The sequence below is a fragment of the Anaeromicrobium sediminis genome (assembly GCF_002270055.1).
In the GTDB taxonomy this organism is placed as follows: Bacteria; Bacillota; Clostridia; order Peptostreptococcales; family Thermotaleaceae; genus Anaeromicrobium; species Anaeromicrobium sediminis.
Genome location: NZ_NIBG01000001.1, coordinates 217,230 through 235,263, shown reverse-complemented (window position 1 = coordinate 235,263; position 18,034 = coordinate 217,230). Strand labels below are relative to the sequence as shown.

Genomic DNA, 18,034 nt, shown 5'->3' with positions numbered 1-18,034 from the left:
CATTTAAGAATAAATTAAGTTAAATTATGGATACTATAAATTGAAAATAAAAATTTATTGTATAGGAGTGACGAGAATAAGTGGATACAAAATCTGAATTTAACTTAAATCTTCCAGAAAATTTACCGCCTCAAATGCAAAGTAAGAAACCTGGGGTTGAGTATAAAATGAATCCTCTTCCTATATATTCCCATCCATCTTATAAATATAGTGGTGAGAAATTACTTGATAAGGTAGCTTTAATAACAGGAGGAGATAGTGGTATAGGCAAAGCAGTGGCCATAGCCTTTGCAAAGGAAGGAGCCCATGTGGCTATATCATATTTAGATGAAGAGGATGATGCTCAGCTAACTAAGTACTTAGTAGAGAAGGAAAATAGAAAGTGTATATTACTTCCAGGTGATATAGGTGATGAAAGTGTTTGTAATGAAATAGTTAAGAAGGTAATTGATGAATTTGGACAATTAGATATATTAGTAAATAATGCAGGAGAACATTATGCTCAAAGGAGCATATTAGATATAACTGCTCAACAATTAAAGAGGACCTTTGATATAAATGTATTTTCTATATTTTATTTAATAAAAGCGTCCCTACCCCATTTAAAAGAAGGTAGTAGTATAATTAATACAGCCTCTGTAACTGCCTATAAGGGAAATGAGCAAGTTATGGACTATGCATCATCTAAAGGAGCTGTAGTATCTTTAACAAGGTCTTTGGCCATATCCTTGGCAGATAAGAGGATTAGAGTAAATGGCGTTGCACCAGGACCTATATGGACCCCTCTAATAGCAGCTACCTTTAGTCCACAGAAGATAATGGAGTTTGGAAAAAATACAGAATTCGGGCGGGTAGGACAACCGGTAGAAGTAGCACCTGCATATGTATATTTGGCTTCAGTAGATGCATCCTATATGACGGGACAAATGATCCATGTAAATGGTGGATATATTATAAATGGTTAAGTACATTAAAATTCCTTTCCAATGAAAGGAATTTTTTACGTTTATAACTGGAATTTTGACAAATTTATTTACAATCTTTCTTTAAAATATAGATAAAGAATATATTTTAAGGAGTTATATATGAGAAAAAGAATAATAGGCGTTTTATTAATGGGGATTTTTGCAATAGTGTTATTTTTAAATATGTATTTTCAAATTGAATATGAAATTAACTTATGGGATTATTTTAGAAAATCTAAAGAACTAACAGTCCTTGAGACTCAGTGGTTAAATGAACACAAAGAAATAATTTATGGAGCAGATTATAATTCTCCACCACTACGTTTTTTAAATGATGAAAATAATCAGTATAAAGGCCTTATAGTTGATTATATAAGGGCCTTATCTATAGAACTGGGAATAGATATTAGATTAAAGCCAGAGAATACGTGGAATGATGCCTTAACAAGTTTAGAAAAAAAGGAAACTCATTTTTTTGATATGATTCCATCTAAGAAAAGGGAAGAGAAATTTCTTTTTTCAAATGGCATATATGATTTAAGAGGATCTATACTAATGTCAATTGATTCTAAGATAAATAACTATACAGATTTAGAAGGAAGAAAAGTTGCAATACCTAAGGGCGATTATGCAATACAATTTTTACAAAGTCGAATAAGGAACATAGACTTTGTTTTTACAGGAGATATAAAAGAAGGAATAGGATTATTAGAAAAAAAGGAAGTAGATGCTGTTGTAGGAGATGAACCTGTTCTAGTCTATTTTCTAGAAAATTATAATTTAAAATCTTCATATAAAGTATTAGACAATCCCATGTATGAGAAGGAATGTTCCTTTGCTGTTAGCAAAGATAATAAGATATTATTGTCAATATTAAATAAAGGCATATTTAGTCTTAAAAAGAAAAAAATAATGGCTAGGATTCAACAAAAATGGTTTGGAATGTCACTACCCTTTGATAAAAACCAGCTAGGAGATAAATTTGGATTGATAATGTGTGTATTTGTAGTATCCATATTATTTATTATATACATATCATATTTATGGAATAAGAGTTTAAAGGAGGAAGTATATAAAAGGACAGAGGAACTTTATAAGAGCAAAAAGGACCTTCAAATTACCTTTGATGGTATGTCACAGTTGTTGCTAGTTGTGGACAAGGAACTTGTGGTATCTAATGTAAATAAAGCATTATGTAATCTTTTAAAATTAAATAAAAGGGAAATTATAGGTAAACCCTACAAAAGTGTGATAGATAATCTTAATGAAAGTAATGTTATAGAGATGATAAAGGAAACTTTCCAGGGGGAGAAGCACCATAATAAAGAAATAAGGAATGATGGAAGTATATATGAAATAGATACCTTTCCTCTGAAGAATAAATCTAACAATGTAACAGATGTGCTTATTATGATAAAGGATATAACGAGGGTTAAGCTCATTGAGAAAAATATGTTACAAGAAAATAAAATGGCAGCCATAGGGCAATTAGCTGCGGGAGTAGCCCATGAGATAAGAAATCCCTTGGGAATAATAAGAAATTACTCTTTTCTACTAAAGAACGAGGAGATAGAAAAGAATATGGCTCTAGAAATCATAGATAGTTCAGTGGAGCGGGCTAGCAAAATAATTGATAATTTATTGAATTTTTCACGCATGACTAGTAATACAACGGAACCTGTAAATATATGTAGATTTACTTCAAACCTTTTAAATTTAGAAAGAAAGAATCTTGAAAAAAATAATGTTAAATGCAATATTGTATGTAATTGTAATTTGACCATTCATATGAATCAAGAATCCTTAAAGTATATATTTTTAAATTTAATACAAAATTCCATCGATGCAATGGAAACTGGTGGAAAAATTTTCATAGGATGTGAAGAGGAAGACAATAAAGTGACTATTACATTTAAGGATACGGGACAAGGCATAAAGAAAGAGTTTTTAAAGGATATATTTAATCCCTTTTTTACTACGAAAGAACCGGGGAAAGGCACTGGGTTAGGGTTATATATAGTTTATAGTGAATTAAAGAAAATTGGAGGAACAATTAGTGTTGAAAGTCATGTGGGAATAGGTACGACCTTTTATATTACTTTAAATAAGGGAGGGGCGGTTAATGGATAATATGAATATACTTGTTGTAGATGATGAAATAGAATATAGGCAAGTGCTTAAAATAATATTAGATAAAAGGGGATATGATACGGATACGGCAGCTAATGGTGAAGAAGCTTTAAGGATGATTAAGAAAAAGAACTATGATTTAATTCTCACAGACCTTTTAATGGATAAAATGGATGGAGTTGAGCTTTTAAAAAGAGTTAAGAAAATAAACGAAAATATACAGGTTATAATCATAACAGGATATGGGACCATAGAAAATGCAGTTGAAGCAATAAAAAAAGGGGCTTATAACTATTTTGTAAAAAGCCATGCACCTGGAATCCTTTTAAAGGATATAAAAAAAATCAAGGAAATGCTATTATCAAAGAAGAAAGATAAACACTTAAACGAAGGATTTATATTGGATTCAAAAAGTGAAAAATTTAAAGAATGTATTCATATAGCTAAAAAGGCTGCAGACAGTAATGCCAATATACTAATACTAGGAGAATCTGGTGTAGGGAAAGAGGTAATAGCTAACTATATACATGTATGTAGCTCCAGAGAAAAGGAGAAATTCATGCCCATAAACTGTTCTGCATTTGCTGAGTCCCTATTAGAATCAGAGCTATTTGGCCATGAAAAGGGAGCTTTTACAGGGGCCATTGAAAGAAGAATAGGTAAATTGGAATCTGTCAAAGGAGGGACTCTATTTTTAGACGAGGTAGGCGATATATCCTTAAATACTCAGGTGAAACTTTTGAGAGTTCTAGAAAATAGGAGAATTGAAAGAATAGGAAGCAATAATTCTATAGATGTGAACTTTGGATTAATATCTGCTACTAATAAAAATATCAGTGATGAAATATTTAGAGGAAGCTTTAGAGAAGATTTTTTTTATAGAATAAGCACAATAACTATAGAGATTCCTCCTTTAAGAGAAAGAAGAGAAGATATTATAAATCTTATAGATTTTTTCCTAAACAAGTCAAAACTAAAATATAATAAGGAAATAGATCATGTGGAAGATGGAGTTATGAATTTTTTAAGAGATTACCATTATCCTGGAAACATACGAGAATTAAAGAACATAATAGAGATGCTTGTAGTCCTCTCAGAAGGGGGATACGTGTTAGAAAAATATTTACCCAAGGATAAAAATGAAAATAGGCATAGTCTACAGAAAATAAATATAATAAAGCCCCTTAAAGAGATGAGAAATGAAATAGAGGCAGAATATATAAAAAAGGTACTAGACATATGTGAAAATAACATTTCTAAAGCAGCAAGAGAGCTTAAAATAAGTCGTAGGCAATTATTTAATAAAGTTACCGAATATAACTTAAAATGATATAGGAAAAAAATTACATAGTATGTTGGGAAAAAAATTTCCTATTATGAAAAAGACGGATTGTAGTATTCGTCTTTTTGTTTTGTAAAAAACGTGTACTTTACTTGCACTGAGAGAACGATTAATAGAATTATGGAGTAAGTATAAAAGTTGGTATGTAATTTGCTAATTATAATAGCATAAAACAATCCTATAGAAAGGAGGCAGGCCATGGAGTATAAAATTATTAGCAATAATCCTATGGTAAAAAATGAATTTGAAAATACCATATGGGTAGATGGAAATCCAAAGGATGTATTAATAAAAACAAGAGATTTATTACACCAAGATTATGAACTAGTAACCCATCCCTTAAATGCCAGTATAAAAATGGTTTTATCTCCCGTAAAATCTATAATATTAAGAAAGATAAAGGAAAATAAAGATTTATTCCAACTAGAAGTTATCGAGGATAGCATTCTTAAATATGACAACTTATACATAAAAAATGGTCACAGAAAAAGAAAAGAACATTATAAGGACTTTGCTATGATAGACTATACCCTTTTAAAAAGTGGTATGGAAGAGGTTAAAAGCACATTTGGAGGTGAATTTCTTGAAATTAGAAATTGGAAATATTCATATTAAGGATATGGTATTTGGAGAAAGAACATTGGTAGAGGATGGCATATTGCACATTAATGAAAATGAATTGAGAAATATTTTAAAAGAAGATCCTAGAATAATGGATGTGAAAGTAGATATAGCTAAGCCAGGAGATAAAACGAGAATTATACCTGTGAAGGACGTAATAGAACCTAGGGTAAAAACCGAGGGAGAAGGAAATGGATTTCCAGGTGTAACAAGCAAGATGTTTGAAGCTGGTACTGGAAAAACTAAGGTATTAAAAGGTGCTGCTGTTGTAACTATAGGTGATATTGTAGGTTTCCAGGAAGGCATTATAGATATGTGGGGAGAAGGTGGAGCCTATACACCATTTTCTAGTACCTATAATCTAGTGGTAGACATAACACCAGTTAAGGATTTACATGCCCATGAACATGAAGAAGCTGTAAGAAAAGCAGGATTAAAAGCAGCCTCTTATGTGGGAGAAGCTGGTAGGCATATTAAAGAAGATGAACTTTTAGTATACAATCTTGAATCCGTAGGAGATAGTACATTAAAATATAAGGATTTGCCTAAGGTAGTCTATGTACAAATGCTCATATCACAGGGGTTACTACATGATACCTACATATATGGTGTAGATTCAAAGGTTATGTTGCCTACTTTTATACATCCAAATGAAATATTAGATGGAGCAGTAATAAGTGGTAATTGTGTGGCAGCATGCGACAAGATAACTACTTATCAGCATTTAAATAACTCTGTAATATTAGATCTATATAATAAACACGGAAAGGAATTAAATTTCCTAGGAGTTGTAATGACACCAGAGCTAACTACTTTAGAAGGAAAAATAAGGTCATGCAATTATGCAACTAAGATAGTGAAATCACTTGGTGCAGATGGAGTTATAGTAAGTGAAGAAGGTTATGGAAATCCTGATGCAGATTTATTAATGATCTGTAGAAGGCTAGAAAAGGATGGAATAAAGACCGTACTAATAACAGATGAGTGTGCAGGAAGGGATGGATCATCCCAATCACTAGCAGATACGGCTAAAGAAGCTAAAGCAGTTGTATCTACTGGAAATGTAAGTCATTTGGTAGTTTTACCAGCAGCTGACAAGGTAATAGGTAATCCTAAGGCAATAGAGAATTTGGCAGGAGGCTACGAAGGAAGTCTTGATGAGAAGGGACAAATTAGTTGTGAATTAAATGCAATAATAGGTGCTACATCTGAAATTGGATATCATAATGTGACTGTCAAAGGCTATTAAGAAGGGAGGGAATAGGATGAATAAAAAATATAAAGTAATTTATTATTTAAATCAGTTCTTTGGTCAAATAGGTGGTGAGGATATGGCTCATATAGAACCTATTATGAAAAAAGGTCCTATAGGTCCTGGTTTGGCCTTTGAAAACTTATGTGATGACTCCATAGAAGTGGTAGGAACTTTAATATGTGGAGATAATTATTTCAATGAAAATAAGGATGAAGCAATAAAAATCATTTCCAAGAGTATTAAAGAATATGAACCAGATATAGTAATAGCAGGCCCGTCGTTTAATGCAGGAAGATACGGTATGGCTTGTGCAGGTGTAGCTCAAATTGTTAATAAAGAGTTAAATATACCTGTAGTCACTGGTATGTATGAAGAGAATCCAGGGGTTGAAATATGTAATGAAAATTCTTATATAATATCTACTGGTGATTCGGCTAGTGGTATGAGGAGAGCCCTAAAGAAGATGGTATCCATTTCTAAAAAGTTATTATGGGATATAGAGTTAGATAGTCCTCAGATAGATGGCTATATTCCAAAGGGCATTAGAAAAACTGTATTCTCTGAAAAAAGAGGATCTCAAAGGGCTGTAGACATGTTATTGGCTAGATTTAACAATGAAGATTTTACTACAGAATTACCTATGCCAGTGTTTGATAAGGTAGATCCAGCTAAACCTATTAAGGACTTAAGGAAAGCAACTATAGCTATAGTAACTAGTGGAGGAATAGTACCTAAAAACAATCCTGATAGAATAGAATCAGCTAGTGCATCTAAATACGGTAAATATTTAATAAATGATGTGGATAGTTTGACTTCTGATTTTTATGAGACTATCCATGGTGGGTATGATCCCATATATGCTAATGAAGATCCTAATAGGGTATTGCCTCTAGATGTATTAAGAGATTTAGAGACAGAAGGTGTTATAGGAAAGGTATACGAATACTTTTTCACCACAACTGGAACGGGTACATCCGTTTCTAATGGAAAAGAGTTTGGAAAAGATATAGGAAAGGAATTGTTTGATGCTAAAGTTGATGGCGTATTACTTACATCTACATGAGGCACTTGTACTCGTTGCGGTGCAACCATGGTAAAGGGAATAGAAAAGTACGGTATTCCTGTAGTACATTTATCCACCATAGTACCTATATCGGAATCGGTGGGAGCTAATAGAATAGTCCCTACTGTATCCATACCTTATCCACTAGGTAACCCTAAACTAGATTTAATAAAAGAACGTGACTTAAGAAGAGGATTAATAGAAAAGGCTCTTCAGTTAATAGGTACGGAGATAGAGGAACAAACCATATTGGAGTAAATGAAAGGGGCGGTTGTTGAATCTATATAGAATAAGAAGATATAACCGCCTTAATTAAATTCTAAGAATTTAGTGGGAGGGATTAAATGAGTAATGTGAAAAGTAAAAAAAGGGAAAATTGGGCAAGTCGTTTTGGATTCATAATGGCTACGGCTGGATTTGCCATAGGTCTGGGGAACATATGGAGATTTCCTTATATGGTTGGTATGAATGGAGGAGGAGCCTTTTTATTCTTATATTTCGCCATTTGTATAGTTATATGCATCCCTTTGTTTATTTCTGAAATTAGTTTAGGTAGAAAAGCACAAGAAAATCCCATAATGGGTATGAGAAAGATAGAAGGAAAAGGTAGCTTTTGGGTATCTATAGGATGGACAGGAACTATAGCTGTATTTTTAATAATGACTTATTATCCAATGGTCATTGGCTCTGTCATAAGTTATTTCTTTAAAATTTCATTTAGTCAATTCGATGGAGCTTCTGTTGAGGAGATTGGTCTTGTTTATAAGAACTTCATGTCAAATCCTACTCAACTTATTGCATATACTGTATTAGCATTAGGAATAACAGGAATAATAGCTACTAAGGGAATTGAGAAGGGCATAGAAAAGGCTTGTAAATACATGATGCCAGCCCTATTTATAATGTTAATAGTTTTGGCCATAAGATCATTGACTTTAGAAAATTCAATAGATGGTCTTAGATGGTACCTAACACCGGACTTTAGTAAAATTAACGGTAGTGTTGCTTTAGCTGCACTAGGTCAGGCCTTTTTCTCTGTTGGAATAGGTATGGCTTCTGCTTTTGTATATGGAAGTTATTTGAGTCCAAAGACTACAGACGTTCCTAAGGATTCAATTTTGGTAGTAATATTTGACACGGCAGTTGCTTTCATCTCAGGATTAGTTATATTTCCAGCACTTTTTGCCTTCGGGATGTCACCTGATGCAGGCCCTGGTCTACTTTTTATTACCATGCCAAAACTCTTTTCTAAAATACCATTTGGCAATTTCTTTGGAGGAATGTTCTTCTTCCTAATAACTTTAGCTGGAATAACATCGGCCCTTGGATTCTTAGAACCAGTAGCTAGTACTGTAGAGGGAATATTTAAAGTTAGTAGAAAAAAAGCTGTATGGTATTCAATAGGAGCCATGTTCCTAGTTGGAATGGGACCTATCCTATCTCAAGGTCCATGGAGTCATATTAAAATATTAGGTAGAGATTTATTTGGACTTGTAGATTTCGTATCTGGAAACATACTACTTACCTTATGTGCTTTACTAATATCCATATACACAGCATATGTATGGAAATTTGAAAAATTCATGGAAGATACCAATATTGGATCTACTAATATTAAAGTAAGTAATAGTTGGAGATTTATAGTTAAATATATTGTTCCAATAGCTGTAGGAATCATTATGATCACGGGCATATTTTAGTAATCAATCCTTTTAAAACCATATAAATTATGATAACATAAGGGCATATTTAAATATGTCCTTATATTTTGTTGGAGGGAAGATTATGCTTAAAAAATTTAGCAACAATATATATTATATGCCTCCTGTGGAAGAAACAGATAGACCAATATTGGCAGCCATAGTAGGGGATGATAAGGTTTTAATAGTGGATGGAGGAAACTCAACAGATCATGCAAAAACATTTTTATGCCAGTTAGACAATTTAGGAATATATAAAAAGAGACTTCTAGCCATAACCCATTGGCATTGGGATCATGTATTTGGAATTAAAGAGATGGATGCACTAACATTTTGTCATAAGTATACGGCAAATAAGATAAAAGACATGATGGGACTTGATTGGTCAGATGAGGCTCTTGATGAGAGAGTGGCCATGGGAGAAGAGATAGAGTTTTGTAGTGAGAAAATAAAAGCAGAATTTAAAGAAGATAGAAATATAGAGTTAAAGGTCCCAGAAGTGATCTTTGAAAAATCTATAAGCATAGATATTGGAAACCATATATGTATTTTAGAACATGTGGGAGGAAACCATTCTCCTGATTCAACTTTTATATATTCAACTAAAGAAAAAACCCTTTTTATAGGTGATAGCTTATTTGTGGATATTTATAATGGGGAGTGGAGTTGGACTGTAGACGGGGTACGTAGATTAGGAGAGAAGATACTTTCTTATGATGCAGAATACTTTGTAGAAGCCCATGTGGACGAAAAAATCCCTAGGGAAAAAATGGAGGAGACCATAGACCGTTATATCAAAATAGGTGAAATTGTAGAGGAATTGGGTTATAATAGAAATGCTATATTAGAAAAGCTTGAAAGACGATTAAGGCACATAACAGAGGATGACCTATTAAGTGTAGATTGGTATATAGCAGGACATTTTAAGAAAAGGGTGAAGTAATAATATGGATGAGATAAATGAAGAAATTCAAGAAATATTTAACTATGACGTTTTTGATTTTGAGACGAAGGAAGATTTTATTTTATACCTTAGATATCTTATAATAACTACTCAAATAGAATTAGACCGCTATAAGGCCTATTTAAGAGAGTTAGATAAAAAGATAAAGGACTATAATATAGAGGAAGATAAAGATGCTAAAGTACCTACTTTAACATTCCATAATTTTAATGATAAACTTAGAAGCTTAAGCTACTATTTATTAAATATGGTAGGGGAAGATACAGATGGCATAATGTCTTATAAAAGGTTTAGGAAAATGGCAGACGAAATGTCAGGAGAATTGGAATTTGAACTTAATGAATTAGAGGAAGATATAAAACTTATAATGGACCAATGTAGTGACAATAAGGCATGGTGTCTACATTTATCTGATGTAACATTAAATGGTCAATTACAAATCCATAATAAGGAAATGCATAGGAAGATTAAAAACTATGTACTAATACATAATAACCCTGTAGAGATACCAGAGTACGATTATTATGAAGGAGCTTGGTTGTTAGACTTACAAAGAAAATCACAAGTCTTTTATGATACTACTAGAAAGGTGTTTCAGCGTATGAAGAAGGATTATTCCATCCTTGTAGGAAAGAGTATTAGAATAAAAAGAAAAGTTTATGAAGATAGAAAATATGTAGGGATTGAATTAGAATAGGAGCGTGCCAGTGATGGCATGCCTTTTTTATAACTACATAATGGTTTACCATAATTATATTATGTTCCCTTGGAAGAAGTATGAAATATATTATAAAACCCCACTAAGTAAATGTGCTTAATGGGGTAACTTTTTAAAGATTCTTTTTAGAAGTATATGTCATAGACCGTGGCTCATCTAAGAAGAAAACAAAATCTCCCGATTTTAGATCATATACCTGTCTAGTCACTGGGTTGATAATAAATGAAACAGCAGTGTCAGATAAGTTATTTTTTGTCGTTACTTGTTCTTTGATAATAATATTTCCCTTATTGAATGATCTAAATGATATTAAAGATGCCATAGTATTTTTCTTAGCAATTAATTTACGGTCTAGAAGCAAGATTGATTCTTCTGGAGTTAGTATGTTAAATTCTTTGCTAATTTTCCCTATACTACCAATACATTCTCCAGTACTATTATTAAATATATTTCCCGTTTTTAAATTAACACCGATGGTAGTAAAATTGAGAAGATCTAAAGTTTCCTTGTCAATATTATTCATAGTTAATGGTTCTAATGAATATAGATATCGATATTTGTTAGAGCCAATATAGTTTACATATAGATTTTTAGTTCTATAATGATCTTTCAAAATTCCATGAATTTCTTCATTCGTATAATCTATTTTTAATGAATGGTAATTTGCAGAAGGGGAGAAAGAATGATCAAAATTCGACCCTAGGACAAAAACTATACATATGACTAATAATACTATACATAATATGGTTGTATGTTTCTTTTCCATGAAGCAACTCCTTAAAATGTCTAATTTCACAAATATAATAAACGAACAAAATATATTATATTACAAGTATTGGCAAATTACAAATATTTGGTAGGGAAATGTTGAAATTTGATAAAAAAGTCATAGGAATTAAATAGAGATTTTAAACTCTCAAACTCAATATAAATAGACTATGGATGGCCATAGTCTATTTATATCTTTTTATGTTACTTCAAATTGTCAGTATATTTTTATAAAGAATATAATTTTATGCCTTCTTTAATTTGAATAGCAATTTTTTTAAGATCATCAACTTTTTTAGGTAGGAGTTTGAATTGTTCAGTATGTGTTAATTCAGGAATTACTTTTATCTTAGAGAAATGTTTTAATGATTCCGCAAAGTGCTTTTCAGCAGGAATAATAAGGTTATTGATAAAATAATAAATACTCATGTGAGAATAACATTTTGTAACAACTAAGGTTTTCATGTAACCTTCACATTGGAAATGATAGTAGCTAGCGTCATTCCATTCATTCATGAATTCTTGGAACTCTATATGGTCATTAAATATTGTATTTACCAGTAAGTTATATATAATGCCATCTATCAATAGGATTTGTTGGCTAGAACTGTTCAATAAGCCTAATATATATTTGGAAATTTCATCATATGATTGAAACATCAAAGGATGCATAAAGTATTTCCCTCCATCAATTTTGTATTGCTATCATAATATGATGAATACTGAGTTAAGGTTCTTTCATTGTATAGTAAACCATTTCTGGACTAATATTACAAATGGCTCAATGCATATTTCAAAGTATGTTTAATGTACAACTTAGGTTAGATGACTATATTAGGGAAAATCGATAAATTTTCTAGATGATGAAAGGAGAATAGTGTGGATATTCAAAAAATTATAAGTTTAGTAAATGATGTGAAACCTTATGATAAAGGCACAGCAATTATGTGGACGGATAAGTATATTTCAGAACAATTACTTGAAATTCATATAAATACAGATATTAATATTGCAAGTAGGAAGGAAGAAAGTATTGATAAAACAGTAAGGTGGATACTAAAAGAATTTGGTAAAACCGATGGTGAGATCTTAGATTTAGGATGTGGTCCAGGTCTATATACAGAAAAATTTGCAAAGAAAGGATATACGGTTACGGGTGTAGATTTCTCTCAAAACTCAATAGAATATGCTAAGAATAGAGCAAAACAAAATAATTTAGATGTGAACTATATTTGTAAAGATTATTTAGACTTAGATTTTAAAGATAAATTTGATCTAATCATTATGATTTACTGTGACTTTGGAGTTTTGTCTATAGAAGAAAGAGAAGTATTTTTAAAAAAAGTTTATGATGCATTAAAACCAGGTGGCATTTTTATCTTTGATGCTCTTAATAAATATACTATTGATAATTTGAAGTTCGAAAGAAATTGGGAGTTTTCTGAAGGTGGATTTTGGCAAGATGAACCATATTTATGTTTATCCCAATCAAGTCATTTTCTAGAAAATAAAGCAATATTAGATCAAAATATAATTATTGATGAAGAAAATAATTATAAAATATATCGTTTTTGGAATCACTATTTTGATGGAGATGATCTTAAAAATATTTTTGAAAAACTAAACTTCAAAAAAGTTGAAAATTACCAAAACATATTAGAGAATGATGGATTATATAATGATAAAGGTGTTACTTTTTATAAAGCTACAAAATAAAATATAAATATGAGTTTGCTAAGGGCATTACGTAAATATTTTAATGAATCGCTTAATGTCTGGAGCAGACTATGTGTTTTTGTATTTATTTTTATTAAGAATATATGTGAAATTGGTATTTTGAATAGATATCAAATGGTTGTTCAGATAAAAACTGTAAGTGGACTTATGTTCATTTACAGTTTTTAATCTTTGTTTCTCAAATAGTAGATAGGGAAGGGGAGTGGTTTGAAAAATTACATTATTAGTAAAATGTATAAAAGCATAAATAGTAAAAAATATCCAAAATTATTATGAAAATTACAAAATTCATATTTGAAGTTAAATAACTCAAATTAGCAGGATGAAAAAATATATAATAAAATTTAAATTTTAATTATAAATAGAATCATTAATAAATCATTATAAAAGCTATAATAAAATCAATAATAAATTTAAAGTATGATTAATTATATATAAAACTAATAAACTTAGGTATAGTAAAAATTCAGTAATTAAGTCAAAAGAAGAGGTTTTAGATAGTACTCATATATTCTTTCTATCCAACTATTCCCTAAATATACATTTAAAGTATAGTTGGACGGAGATTATAAATATTGAAAATACCTACCTTTCTCCTAAATATTCAATTGACATTAATATATGTGCTATTTTGATACTAAAGTTATTACTTGTGATTATTTAGTAATTTTTATTGATCTTTAATTACATTTTTGACATTAAAGTATGTACCTTTTGATATAGTTTTTGACACTAAACTATGTGCTTTTGACATTAATCTATGTACCTTCAGTTCTTTAATTAAACTCATTATTTCCTATTATATCCAAAACGTATACATTATGCATACTTGTGATCATTTCTTCTATATATCTATAAACATCAGTTCCTTGAACATTCATGTAAAAGGATTCAGATTTAATGGTAAATGTATGTATTAATCAAATGTATCTTTATATTAAATTTCAAAAAAATTTACTTATTACACTTACATTCCAAGCGTAATAAGTAAACTTTATTAATCATATTTATTAGTTATCCATTATCTTCAATTCATTTTCGTCTATATACAAATACTCCCTTTCATTGTCGTCAAAGAAATATATCGATGTCGTTGGTTTAATATTATCACTTATTATATAAATACTATCGTCTCTAGAATCTATGGCTGTCATTGTCCTCAAAGTTGACGGGTCAGTTGTATTAATAGTTGTATTCATGAATAAAAAGTTTCCTTTCTTTTTAAAACTACGAATATATGATACATCATAATCAAATACAACATAATCAAATACAACTTTTTCTTGTTTTGTATTTATATCATACTTAACCAACTGAAAAACTCCTATATTGTATGGTCAATCATCCTCTCGATTTTTTTTCTTTAGATAATATATACTACTACCAAAGACTTCAAAAATCATGGGTTCTTTTATATCTAGTATTTTCTCGCTGTTAGAGCCATCATAGTTCACCTTATATAGAGAACTATCTTCAGAGTAGATAATTCCCTCTTTATATTTTGCTTTTTTGTTAACTTTATGGTCTATAATTCTCTGTTCTGATTTTCCCTCTTTAATCCTGTATAATCCTTCAGCTTTCTCGTAATACAACCAATCATCTACAATAAATTGATAATATCCATTTGCTACTTCTATATTTTTACTACCATCAAGTGATAACTTCTTAATAACTTTTTTACCTTCACCTAAATTTTTTTCATAGTATATACCATCGTTTGTTACTCTTCGAATAAACGGGTCATCATTTGCTATTATTTTAGTAGTTCCAGAGTTCAAATCCGTCATATATAATTGTTTATAGTTTTCATCATTATCATGATAAATCACATTATCATTGAAGCCTAAGATTTTCCTTATCCCATTCTTATTATAATTCTTACTTTGCATAGTATCCAAATCAAAACTATTTAAGGAATCATCCTCGTTATAATAAAATACTCTATCCTTTGCTGCTAATATCCTTGATTTATCCCAATCTATATTCTTAACTGTTTTTTTGCTCATATCCACTTCTTTCATATAGGGTATATCTATTATATTGCCATATAAAAACTTGTCCTCTGCTACACCTATCCTCTGGCCTGCAATTTTTAAATCTAAGATCTTACGTGTTAATTTCTCTTTATCTTGCTTTACTACTCTGTCCCCCTGCAAATTCCAAAATATATAGTTTTTACCGACTATTAAATTATAAGCAACTTCATCCATTAATAGCTCTTTATCGCTACCATCATAGTTCAAAGAGTAGGCATATCTATCCTTATATACATATAACTTCTTATCATCACCATTAATCTTAAATCCTGCTACTTCATCAATCTTTTCGTATTTACCCTCATTTATATTTACTCTATATATCTTATTATCATTAAGGGGGTTTAGAAAGTATATATAATTATCTTTAAATAATGGATATCCATTGTTAACGTTATACATATTACTCGCTACTTTATTAATCTGTTTACTCTCAAAATCATAACTAATAAGAATGTTATTGTCATTAAAATAGTATAAAATCCCTCTATGAACGTATACATATGGTTGTGGTGTATTAACTAATTCACGATCCTTCATATTATCAATATTTAACAATTTTATTTTAAAAAGTTTCCCATCCATTTTCAAGTAAAATATTTTGTTATCATATAATACAAAATTGTTTATATTCCCACTTGTTAACTGATCTATCTGATTTCCACTCTCTCTAACTAATCTATTACCTATTGCAAAATCTATATAATACTTATAACCCTCATGTTCTATTACATTTGCTCCATTTGCAATATTGCCTGAACTTGGCAAACACTGAGCATCCTTACTTATGTAAATTTCTTGATCTGTGACAGACTCATCGGCTACTCTTAAATTTGTATTAAACATGCTGTACAACCCAAAGAGAATTATACTTAATGCTAAAAATATTACAATTTTTTTTTTCTTATTCATCTTCATTCCATGTCCTCCTAAGAAAGTACTATAACCTAAGCTCGACGTCAAATTAAAATCGCTTTTATTTGCGGTCAATTTATGAAGAATGCAGTAAATTTCTACTATCGTGTGTATCTGAATTAGGTTGTCTATATAGAAAAATTAAGCAAATTTTACTCACCACCATGCATACTTATTTTTATTCTATATATTTCAAATATTCAACTTTTCCTGTTAACTCTAAAAAAGTACTAGCGAGTAATAGTCTTTTTTAGTATCTATTTACTTTTAAGGTTGCTACCACGATGGCATGTTAAATGATGTTGTTTTTATATAAAGTTTTTATTACTTCACCATCTAATACTCTACTTAATTGATTAATAATTCTATTTCTTTACTTCAACTACTGTAGTGAACGTCGTATACTGCTTAGTAGCATCGATTGGTGGTTCATCAAAAGCAGAGTAAACTACTATATTTGTTAGTCCCTGTCCAAACCCCTCAATCTTCTTTTCTAATTGAGCTTGTAATAAATAAGCTTCATCGTTTAAAACCTTTTTATCAGGCTGTTTAACATCCTGCTCTGTTACATATTTTACTTGATAAACATAGCCATCTTTATAAGGATGTATATCAATATAATAGATTTCAACGTCCGTAGCTGTTAATTTTATTTTCATCGGGAAAGTATAACTTTCATAAATTTTTTCTTGCAAATCTTGAAATGTTGATTCTATAGCATCTGCTTTAGCATGATTCATATACTTATTTGGTCTTACTAACCGCATAGCTATATTTTGACAAAAATACGTAGACATCAGATAGCCTTTATCATAATACTTCTTAGATTCTTGAATCCAATCTTCTATACCCCTTCCATTAATCTCATAGTCACCAATAGAAATTTTAGACAACTTCCATTCTTCCTTGCTATTATTTAACAAATTAATCATTAGAAGGAACTGATATTCATTATTTTGAATAGTATAAAACGATGTGAAAGAATCCATTTGATCTGTAGGTAAAGTACAGCTATATCCATTTATATCAGGCAAAAATACTGTAACGGAGTTGTTGTTTGAGATAGTATGAGTTTGTTGTAATAATTTCATTTTATTTAATTTAAACAAATCTTTTATTTCAAAAAAATAATCTAAATTACTTTCTTTAAATTGCTCATTATTTGAATACAAACTAATTTCCTTAATTAATTCTATATCTTCTTCGGCAATCCCATCCAAAAGTTTATCTATCGTTTTTTTAGTGGCTGTTTTAATATCAGAGTCAATATCATCATCATAATACGTTATAATCATGTGTGTAGATATACACCCTGATAATAATACAATAAATACCATAGTAAAAATAATTATTTTTTTCATATGTACCTCCTAAATGTGAAAGCTATATTTATATGTGCTACTCTAAAACAAGCGTTAGATATTTTTAATTCACATTATGTTATTTGCATTATTTGGAAATGTTGTATTAGTCCTCGCAAGCATAATCCCTCCAAACATACATTTATATATATATAGAGTTATTATTTCTTATATGTAAAGTCTTATGCTAATATCAACATTTTCTTAAAACAGAGCTTAAGACATAAATATATCTGCATAATTGATTTTTAGTTGTTCTCTAAGTCCTTTATTTTCTTCTTCTAATTTTTTTATTCTTCTTTTTAAACTTGCTATTAGTGCATCTTTATTATTTTCATCCATCTCTCTTTTTACTTGTGATGGAGTAGGAACTTGTGATTGTTGATGTGTCAGCTGATTTTGGAATAGGTACATTATATGTTGAAAACTCTCACAGCACATGTTTAATATTAAGTGGAA

The 18,034-nt window shown here is 30.1% G+C and carries 16 protein-coding genes; 10 read left to right on the top strand and 6 right to left on the bottom strand.

What is annotated here, in order from left to right:
• Positions 1-80: 80 nt before the first annotated feature.
• The 9 genes from CCE28_RS01115 to CCE28_RS01075 all read left to right on the top strand — a co-directional run bounded on the left by CCE28_RS01115 (position 81) and on the right by CCE28_RS01075 (position 10,737).
• On the top strand, positions 81-965 hold the full coding sequence (locus tag CCE28_RS01115) for an SDR family oxidoreductase (RefSeq protein ID WP_207652831.1): 885 nt from the start codon (positions 81-83) through the stop codon (positions 963-965).
• Between the two features lie 120 nt (positions 966-1,085).
• Positions 1,086-3,095: an ATP-binding protein gene (locus CCE28_RS01110; protein ID WP_095130111.1), complete on the top strand. Its 2,010-nt coding sequence runs from the start codon at positions 1,086-1,088 to the stop codon at positions 3,093-3,095.
• Positions 3,088-4,425: a sigma-54-dependent transcriptional regulator gene (locus tag CCE28_RS01105; RefSeq protein WP_242972859.1), complete on the top strand. Its 1,338-nt coding sequence runs from the start codon at positions 3,088-3,090 to the stop codon at positions 4,423-4,425. Before CCE28_RS01110 ends, CCE28_RS01105 begins: the two co-directional genes overlap by 8 nt.
• A gap of 210 nt (positions 4,426-4,635) precedes the next feature.
• Positions 4,636-5,052 carry a GrdX family protein gene (locus CCE28_RS01100; RefSeq protein ID WP_095130109.1) on the top strand — a complete coding sequence of 139 codons (417 nt, stop codon included), beginning with the start codon at positions 4,636-4,638 and terminating at the stop codon, positions 5,050-5,052.
• Entirely contained in the window at positions 5,021-6,307 is a 1,287-nt protein-coding gene (locus CCE28_RS01095) for a glycine/sarcosine/betaine reductase component B subunit (RefSeq protein ID WP_095130108.1), read from the top strand. The genes CCE28_RS01100 and CCE28_RS01095 overlap by 32 nt, the downstream gene beginning before the upstream one ends.
• 16 nt (positions 6,308-6,323) lie before the next feature.
• A complete protein-coding gene (locus CCE28_RS01090) occupies positions 6,324-7,634 on the top strand; it encodes a glycine/betaine/sarcosine/D-proline family reductase selenoprotein B (RefSeq protein WP_095130105.1) in 1,311 nt (436 codons plus the stop codon).
• A gap of 86 nt (positions 7,635-7,720) precedes the next feature.
• Positions 7,721-9,076: a sodium-dependent transporter gene (locus CCE28_RS01085; protein ID WP_095130103.1), complete on the top strand. Its 1,356-nt coding sequence runs from the start codon at positions 7,721-7,723 to the stop codon at positions 9,074-9,076.
• An 85-nt stretch (positions 9,077-9,161) separates the two neighbouring features.
• Complete coding sequence (locus CCE28_RS01080; RefSeq protein ID WP_176461584.1) at positions 9,162-10,019, top strand: MBL fold metallo-hydrolase; 858 nt, start codon at positions 9,162-9,164, stop codon at positions 10,017-10,019.
• A 4-nt stretch (positions 10,020-10,023) separates the two neighbouring features.
• The gene (locus CCE28_RS01075; protein WP_095130099.1) at positions 10,024-10,737 is read left to right on the top strand and encodes a hypothetical protein; all 714 of its coding nucleotides are present in this window, start codon (positions 10,024-10,026) and stop codon (positions 10,735-10,737) included.
• A 133-nt stretch (positions 10,738-10,870) separates the two neighbouring features.
• On the opposite strand, the gene CCE28_RS01070 is transcribed toward CCE28_RS01075, so the two are convergent.
• Both CCE28_RS01070 and CCE28_RS01065 read right to left on the bottom strand, forming a co-directional pair.
• Positions 10,871-11,524: a hypothetical protein gene (locus CCE28_RS01070; protein ID WP_095130097.1), complete on the bottom strand. Its 654-nt coding sequence runs from the start codon at positions 11,522-11,524 to the stop codon at positions 10,871-10,873.
• Positions 11,525-11,754: 230 nt separating this feature from the next.
• Positions 11,755-12,186 carry a hypothetical protein gene (locus CCE28_RS01065; RefSeq protein ID WP_207652830.1) on the bottom strand — a complete coding sequence of 144 codons (432 nt, stop codon included), beginning with the start codon at positions 12,184-12,186 and terminating at the stop codon, positions 11,755-11,757.
• A gap of 219 nt (positions 12,187-12,405) precedes the next feature.
• On the opposite strand from CCE28_RS01065, the gene CCE28_RS01060 reads away from it, so the two are divergent.
• Positions 12,406-13,242, top strand: coding sequence for a class I SAM-dependent methyltransferase (locus tag CCE28_RS01060; protein ID WP_095130093.1), 837 nt, complete (start codon positions 12,406-12,408; stop codon positions 13,240-13,242).
• Positions 13,243-14,273: 1,031 nt separating this feature from the next.
• On the opposite strand, the gene CCE28_RS01055 is transcribed toward CCE28_RS01060, so the two are convergent.
• From CCE28_RS01055 to CCE28_RS01040, 4 genes are all read right to left on the bottom strand, one after another.
• Positions 14,274-14,576 (bottom strand): hypothetical protein, encoded by a 303-nt coding sequence (locus tag CCE28_RS01055; RefSeq protein ID WP_095130091.1) that lies wholly within the window; start codon positions 14,574-14,576, stop codon positions 14,274-14,276.
• 24 nt (positions 14,577-14,600) lie between these two features.
• On the bottom strand, positions 14,601-16,217 hold the full coding sequence (locus CCE28_RS01050) for a DUF5050 domain-containing protein (protein ID WP_095130089.1): 1,617 nt from the start codon (positions 16,215-16,217) through the stop codon (positions 14,601-14,603).
• 362 nt (positions 16,218-16,579) lie between these two features.
• Positions 16,580-17,575 carry a hypothetical protein gene (locus CCE28_RS01045; protein WP_095130087.1) on the bottom strand — a complete coding sequence of 332 codons (996 nt, stop codon included), beginning with the start codon at positions 17,573-17,575 and terminating at the stop codon, positions 16,580-16,582.
• A gap of 216 nt (positions 17,576-17,791) precedes the next feature.
• Complete coding sequence (locus CCE28_RS01040; protein ID WP_207652845.1) at positions 17,792-17,989, bottom strand: hypothetical protein; 198 nt, start codon at positions 17,987-17,989, stop codon at positions 17,792-17,794.
• Between the last annotated feature and the right edge of the window lie 45 nt (positions 17,990-18,034).

Bases quoted from the DNA above. Each gene is read 5' to 3' on its own strand.
- CCE28_RS01075 (WP_095130099.1), top strand. From the start codon at position 10,024: ATGGATGAGATAAATGAAGAAATTCAAGAAATATTTAACTATGACGTT.
- CCE28_RS01100 (WP_095130109.1), top strand. From the start codon at position 4,636: ATGGAGTATAAAATTATTAGCAATAATCCTATGGTAAAAAATGAATTT.
- CCE28_RS01085 (WP_095130103.1), top strand. From the start codon at position 7,721: ATGAGTAATGTGAAAAGTAAAAAAAGGGAAAATTGGGCAAGTCGTTTT.
- CCE28_RS01045 (WP_095130087.1), bottom strand. From the start codon at position 17,575: ATGAAAAAAATAATTATTTTTACTATGGTATTTATTGTATTATTATCA.
- CCE28_RS01110 (WP_095130111.1), top strand. From the start codon at position 1,086: ATGAGAAAAAGAATAATAGGCGTTTTATTAATGGGGATTTTTGCAATA.
- CCE28_RS01105 (WP_242972859.1), top strand. From the start codon at position 3,088: ATGGATAATATGAATATACTTGTTGTAGATGATGAAATAGAATATAGG.
- CCE28_RS01070 (WP_095130097.1), bottom strand. From the start codon at position 11,524: ATGGAAAAGAAACATACAACCATATTATGTATAGTATTATTAGTCATA.
- CCE28_RS01040 (WP_207652845.1), bottom strand. From the start codon at position 17,989: ATGTACCTATTCCAAAATCAGCTGACACATCAACAATCACAAGTTCCT.
- CCE28_RS01050 (WP_095130089.1), bottom strand. From the start codon at position 16,217: ATGAAGATGAATAAGAAAAAAAAAATTGTAATATTTTTAGCATTAAGT.
- CCE28_RS01080 (WP_176461584.1), top strand. From the start codon at position 9,162: ATGCTTAAAAAATTTAGCAACAATATATATTATATGCCTCCTGTGGAA.
- CCE28_RS01065 (WP_207652830.1), bottom strand. From the start codon at position 12,186: ATGTTTCAATCATATGATGAAATTTCCAAATATATATTAGGCTTATTG.